Source organism: Streptococcus parasanguinis (assembly GCF_001069785.1).
GTDB classification, from domain to species: Bacteria; Bacillota; Bacilli; order Lactobacillales; family Streptococcaceae; genus Streptococcus; species Streptococcus parasanguinis_T.
In genome coordinates this window covers 1-6793 of sequence record NZ_JVSR01000058.1, presented here as the reverse complement: position 1 = coordinate 6793, position 6793 = coordinate 1, and the positions used below count along the sequence as shown (strand labels likewise).

At 34.7% G+C, this 6793-nt stretch carries 5 protein-coding genes; 3 read left to right on the top strand and 2 right to left on the bottom strand.

Annotated features, from left to right (window positions below; translation table 11 throughout):
* A protein-coding gene (locus ADG03_RS11165) for an IS3 family transposase (RefSeq protein ID WP_152902923.1) occupies positions 1–1310 on the bottom strand; the annotation gives its coding sequence in 2 pieces (ribosomal slippage) (positions 1–869 and positions 869–1310; 1311 coding nt annotated over the 2 pieces). This gene is flagged as partial in the annotation.
* A 200-nt stretch (positions 1311–1510) separates the two neighbouring features.
* Here ADG03_RS11165 and ADG03_RS04800 point away from each other — a divergent pair.
* Entirely contained in the window at positions 1511–1930 is a 420-nt protein-coding gene (locus tag ADG03_RS04800) for a hypothetical protein (RefSeq protein WP_049520962.1), read from the top strand.
* 69 nt (positions 1931–1999) lie between these two features.
* On the opposite strand, the gene ADG03_RS04795 is transcribed toward ADG03_RS04800, so the two are convergent.
* Positions 2000–2326, bottom strand: a complete 327-nt coding sequence (locus tag ADG03_RS04795) for a helix-turn-helix domain-containing protein (RefSeq protein WP_049473002.1) — start codon at positions 2324–2326, stop codon at positions 2000–2002.
* A 160-nt stretch (positions 2327–2486) separates the two neighbouring features.
* Here ADG03_RS04795 and ADG03_RS04790 point away from each other — a divergent pair, with 160 nt between their 5' ends.
* Both ADG03_RS04790 and ADG03_RS04785 read left to right on the top strand, forming a co-directional pair.
* A complete protein-coding gene (locus ADG03_RS04790; protein ID WP_049473004.1) occupies positions 2487–6326 on the top strand; it encodes an SEC10/PgrA surface exclusion domain-containing protein in 3840 nt (1279 codons plus the stop codon).
* A gap of 141 nt (positions 6327–6467) precedes the next feature.
* On the top strand, positions 6468–6793 hold a 326-nt coding region (locus ADG03_RS04785; RefSeq protein ID WP_049520961.1), incomplete at its 3' end, for a hypothetical protein.

Below are 6793 nucleotides of genomic sequence, written 5' to 3'. Positions count from 1 at the left end.
TCCTTTTAGTTTTACCTTAATTCGTTTGTTGTTGTAGTAATCAATATAGTCGACAATGGCTTGTTCCAAGTGCTCAAGTGACTGAAACGTATTCTCATAACCATAAAACATTTCAGACTTAAGAATGCCAAAGAAAGATTCCATCATACCGTTATCTGGGCTATTTCCCTGACGTGACATAGATGGTTGGATTCCCTTATTCTTTAAAAAATGATGATAGAAATCGTGTTGGTATTGCCATCCTTGGTCACTATGGAGAATTGTATTTTCATAATGGTTCGCTGTAAAGGCTTGTTCTAGCATAGCTTTCATTTGTACTAAGTTCGGCGAAGTAGAAAGATTGTAGGAGATAACTTCGCTGTTAAAGCCATCTAAAACTGGTGATAAATAAAGCTTTTGGCTGCTTGCTGGAATGGCAAATTCTGTCACATCTGTGTAGCACTTTTGCATTGGTTTGGTTGCTTCAAATTGACGTTGAATAAGGTTATCTGCTTTCTTGCCAACCTCTCCTTGGTATGAAGAATACTTCCGTTTACGGCGAATTCGAGCCGTTAAACCAAGTACTTTCATAAGACGCTGCACCTTCTTATGGTTCACTACGAAGCCACGATTTCGTAATTCTAGAGTCATGCGACGATAGCCGTAATTTCCTTTATGCTCAGTATAAATTGACTGAATTTCAGCTTTAACTTGATCATCCTTATCGCTTTGATCCAGCTGTTTTAAGTGATAATAATAAGTTGAACGGGCAAGCTTAATAATCTTTAGAAGGATATCTAAAGAAAACTCTGTTACCAATCCTTGAACAATTTCCGTTTTTCTTCTTGCTCTTTTTCCTCCTTCAATCGGAGTTCTCTCAACTTTTTTAGAACAGCATTCTCCGCTCTCAAGAATTCATTTTCTGCTTGAAGACGTTCTAACTCTGTCATTTCTTCAGGTTTTTTCTTTGGCTTGCGTCCCATTTTAGGTGCTCTCCCTCTTGTTTTCTCAACAATAGTATACCCATTTTTCTTGTATTGTGCCAGCCAATTTGGAAGCATTCCTTGGTTTGGGAGAGCATAATCTAGAGACACCCTTATTTGTGAACGACCTTCAAGCAGAACTTTATCAATGATTTCTCGTTTTAATTTAGGAGAATAATAGCGATTCTTCCCCTTTTTGACGAACTCTATACCGTAACGATCAATCAATTTAATCATGTACCTAAGATTAGGAATATTTATCCCGAATATATTTGAAAGCTCTTTGAAGCTTCGCCCTTGTTTTCTAAGTTCATATATCTGAACCTTATCCTTATATGTCAATTTCATAATAAAAACACCCCAAAAGTTAGATTTTTTCTGTCTAACTTTTGGGGTGCGGTTCATGCTGAACTGTCTTTTTTTGTTCCTAAAAAAGGAGGCAACAGATGCTCAAGAACAATCGTTTAATAATATTAGAGAGAGTGAGACCACCGTGAAAATTCACAGATGAAAAAAACTTTTTTAAATAATAATTTGAGGTAAAATTAATGAAAAATTACAAAAATTATGTGATTAATTTAACTCAACAATATATTTCAGAGTTAATTAATCGAAATGAAGAAATTAATATTAGAATGTTTTATTCAACATTTGAAGAGGATCAGTATATTTCAATCTTGAATGATCAAGATCAAGAAGTGTCATTCAATTTTGTAAATGATAGCATTGAGATTGAATTAATTGATCCGTTGTGTGAGAAAATTTTGATTACATTTGATACTGTAGAACAAACAGCTAAAATCCATCTTGTAATTAATTTTCTCTTAGATTTGTTTTTTAAATTCAATTGGCATGAATCAGTTGCAGCGTTATCAGTTGCAGATTTCTGGGAATTGATCAAGAATTACGAGGAAGACGAGCTCGATATGACGTTTGGTTACCCAAGAATCGCAGGCTCCAATAGCTAATAACCATATTTTTACGCACAAAAAGAGTGGGAAAGGAATCGTTTTTATACTTATCCTTTTCCACTCTTTTTATTTTGTCTCGTTAATAATTGTGTTAATAGCTGAAATGACTTTATTTTGTTTGTATTCTGGTAAAGATTTGATAGTGTCGATAAGCTGTGCTAAGTCAGTACTTTCTTCTTTAAGTGTTAAATCAAAAAAAGTTTGTATATCAACATTCAACGCATCTATAATTTTCTCCAGAGTACTAATTTTTATATTGGGCTCTAAATTTTCTAACTTATACGCGTAATTGGTACCAAGATCTGCTTTTTCTTCTAATTGTTCCTGAGTCATTCCTGACTGGGTCCGCAGAATCCGTATTCGTTTGCTTATATACTTTTGTAATTCTGACATTGCTCACCTCTTAAGACTATTTTACAGCCTTATAAGGTTAGGTTCTAGTTCTTAAAAGGTTGGTTACAACTTTACAAAGTTGCTAAAATATAGTATAATTCGGTTGTTTATAATTATATAGTGATAATTTGCTCAATACTCTATCATAAAGGTGGGAATTATGAAAAAGAAAACTATCAAAGCAACTGTATCTGCTGTATCAATAGCTACAGCTTTTGCGGGAATTTCCGTTGTACAAGCGGATGAAGTAACTGCAACTCAGCCAAATGAGTCAACATTAAGTACTGGATCGACAACTCCTTCGTCTACAAATATAAAACAAGTAGACGGAGTATTTGTACATAATGGAGTTGCAACTGTAACGAAAACGCCAACTTCTGAAGTTGTAGAAGAAGCAAGAACGATCAAGGAAGAAACGGATCAATCGGTTTCAAATCAAGAAAGTGCATTAGAAGACGCTAAGACTTCGGAAGCAGTCGCTGGATCAAAAGTTTCCGAGGCAAATGTTGACTTAAAGAATGCTGAAGCAAATAAAGAATCAGCTACGCCTGAAAAAATTGAAAAAACCAAGAATGAAATATCAGAAGTAAAAGCTGATATTGAGAAAAAGGAAACTTCACAAAAAGATGCAACTGATAAAGTTCTAGAAGCTGAGAAAGAACGTAATCAGCAATCAGAGGTTATTAAAAAAGATCAAGATAAAATTTCAGAGCAAGAAAAGAAAGTTTCGACAGCTGAGGAAGCAGTAGCAACTGCACAAAAAAATCTTGATGGTACTGGAGCATCGGAAATCATTGCTGAAAGAGACAAAGCAAAAAGTGATGTAGCTGAAAAAGAATCAGCAGAAGAAGCAGCGAAAAAGGCTTTGGAAACTGCCATTAACGAAGACAAAAATAAAGCTGAAGAACTCAGTAAAGCTTCTTCTGATGAAAAAATGCAACTTAGTGCTAGTCAGGTTTCTGCTAAACAATTAGCAGATGCAAAAAAGGTTGCAGAAGAAGCAGCAAACGCATTAGTGAAGGCTCAAAAAGAGAAAGAAACTGCTCAGAAGGTTCTAGACGGTACCGGCGTCGAAGAAATTGTAGCAGAACGTGATGCTGCTAAGAAAACTTTAGATGCTAATACAGCAACTGAAAATACAGCGAAACAAGAACTTGATCGTGCCAAAGAAGCGGATGATAAAAAATCAACAGCACTAAAAAATGCAAAGTCTGTTGAAGCGGATCAAATAAAGAAAAGTCAAGAAACTGCAGCAAACTTGTCATCTGCTGAGAAAAAACAAAAACAAGCACAAGAGAATCTAAAGAAAGCTCAAGAAAATAAGGTTTCAGCTCAAAGTAATCTTGATGCTTCTGAATCCCAACTTGCCCAGACAATTGCAAATCGTGATAGCAAAGCAAATGATTTAGCAAATAAACAAAATAGTAAGATTAGTGCAGAAGAAGAGCTCAAAAAAGCTAAAGAAAATGATGCTACGAAAGCTTCGGAAATTTCAACTTTAACTACTAAGAAAAAACAAGAAGAGGCGAAAGTAAATGAAACTTCAAATGAGTTAGCGAGTGCTACATCAGCAGCTCAAGAAGCAAAAGAAAACAAGGAAAAAGCAGATAAAGCTGTTGAGACACTCAACAAACAAATTTCTGCAATTAAGAACCTTACTATTCCTCAATTGCCTCAAAATGTCATTGATGCCTACAAAGCTTACCTAGCTGATGATTCAGACGCAAATAAAACCGCGTTAAACGATATCATCCAAAAATGGTTCAAAAACAGTAAATATGATTTCGGAACTGCTATTACAGAGTATTCTCCAGAACACCAAAATATCGTCATTAAAGATTGGTCTAATAAAGATATTGTCTTGCCGATTGACGATTCAGAAGTTGATTTGGATAACCTCACAGACAAACAAATTGAAGCTTTGAGCCAATATTATGCTCTTCTTTCAAATAATCTTCAAGAACAAGTTTGGGGTAGCCATCACTATATCGTTACTGAAGAGGCTGTTCAAGGAGTTAAAAATATTGCAAAAGCTTACGCTGAAGAAAATAAACCTTACAGCTCAGGTCACAGCTATACTGCTTTGGCTAAAGACGGTTTAGATTCAATTGCATGGGCTGGAGAGAACATGAACTTCAACAACACTTTGCTTGGATACGGAGCTTACTACTCAGAAGCCAAAGAAACTCGTAAAGTAAGAATGTCTCAATTGTATCGTGAAGTATATGATTCTGTTATTAGTTTTATTACAAATGACGTACATGCCAATTTTGGGCACATGAAACTTATGGTTGGAGAAAAAGTTCCAACAAACGTTCGCGCAGTGGGAGTCGCAAATAGCTTTACAGCTAGCAATGTTGGACGCATGCACTTTGTTGAATTCAAAGGTCGAAATGCCCACTTTGAGTATGTTAAAGACGAACAGACAGGTGATTATCATTCTAAATATGTCGATGATTACTATGATACAGGCATTGCTAAACCTCTTGCAACTCCATTTGATACCTCAAAAATGGAAGATGAATTAACAGCTGCTAAAGCTAAGCAGACTACAGCAAATACGGCAAATGATTCTGCACAGAATCGTTTGAAAAAAGCTAAATCAGAAAACGATAAAAGTACAAAAGCTCTCAAAGAAACGACAGCAAAATTAGATGCTCTGAAAGCTACTCCTGATCAAACACCTGCAGCTACTACTAAATTGGAAAACGCTACGCAAAATTATAATGAAGCACAAATCCAATTTAATAAGGCTCAAGATACACTTGATCAATTAAATGCTGATATTCAAAGCAAGCGTCAAGCTTTAGCAAATGCAAAAGATAATTTAGACCAGGCCACAACAGCAGAAGTAAAAGCTAAATCTGATCTTGAAAAAGCAAAAGTAGAAAATCAAAATGCAAATCAAAATCTGAAACAAACTCAAAAACTAGTAGCAGAATTGATGTCAGTTCCTGATCAAACTCCAGGTGCACAGAAGAAATACGACAATGCGAAACAACTAAAAGAAGAAGCTGAAACAAGATATATCAAAGCTCAAACAGCTCTGGATAACTTAAATTCAGACCTTCAAGTTAAGCAAAAAGCATTAGAAACTGCAAAAGAGGAGCTTGAAAAAGCAATAGCAGCAGATAAGACAGCAAGAAACAATTTAGATGAAGTAACTAAAATTCATGAAAAACATTTGGCAGCCTTAAATACTACACGTCAAACGATTGCAAGATTAAACTCAATCTCTGATAAGACACCTCTTGCACAAAAGAATCTAGATGAAGCTTCTAAACAATTAGTTGCTGCCAAGACTCGTTATGCAAAAGCACAATCAGCAGTTGAAAATCTAAATGCAGATATTCAAACAAAACAAAAAGTTTTAGCAGATGCGCGTGCAGAATTGGATAAAGAACTTAAAGTACTTTCAGATCTTAAAGCTGCAAAAGCTACGGATGAAGCAGAACTCAGAAACCGTCAGAATAAAGTTGAAGAGTTAAAAGCTAAAGAAAGTCAAATTAAGGATGAAATTTCTAAATTAAATACTCACTTAGGTGCTTTAGAAACACTTTTAGATCATCTTGAAAATGCTGATGTATATTTGAAAAAAGCAAAAGAAGCATATGACAATGCAGTTGAAGAGCACCGTTTAGCACTTGAGAATGTAGCAAGAGAGGAAGCTAAACTTAAAACACTTCTACAAGATCAATTGTATGCAACTGCGCAATATGAAGCAGTTAGGGAAGCCTATTTAAATACTCGTACAAGACAAAGCGAAGTCTTTAACGATAAAGTAGATCACAAGATGATTTCTCTGAATCCTGCGTTAGAAAAGAGTATACCAGAAAGTACTTCTAATGAACGAGTATATAGCTATGCTGGAAATCAAGCTAAATATGGTGCAAATAGAGCCTTGCCTAATACAAGTTCAATTGAGAATTGGTTAGTGTTTGCAATGGGAATTGTTCTTTGTAGTTTTGGTATTTCAGTATCACGGAAACATCGTGATTAATAAAAGCTGGTAAGTATTTCTTATTGTAGTAATGAATAAAAGTTTATCATTCAAAATTTGATTTTTTACTAATGATTTTAGTGAAACTAGGTATATGAAAAAAATAATAAATATCTTTAGATATTTATAGGAGGAAAAATAATGAAAAAAATTATTGCTTTAGTTGTTTTAGTACTTGCGGTTGCCGGTGGAGTATTCTTTTTCTTGAATCAAAATTCAGGACCAGAGAAGCAAATTATTGGTACTTGGTATGATAGTAAACACGATTCAACTATCGTTTTCAATAGCGATAAAACACTAGAAGTAACAAATAATAAAGACGAATCTAGAGATGGAACTTGGAAAATCGCTGGGAAATACGTCAAATTAAAGGTTTCTAGTGCAGCGAGTGCTAAAGCTGAATTACCTGGAAAAGATGAAAAAGAAGTAAAATATTTAAAGATTCAATTTAATTCAATTGAAACTGT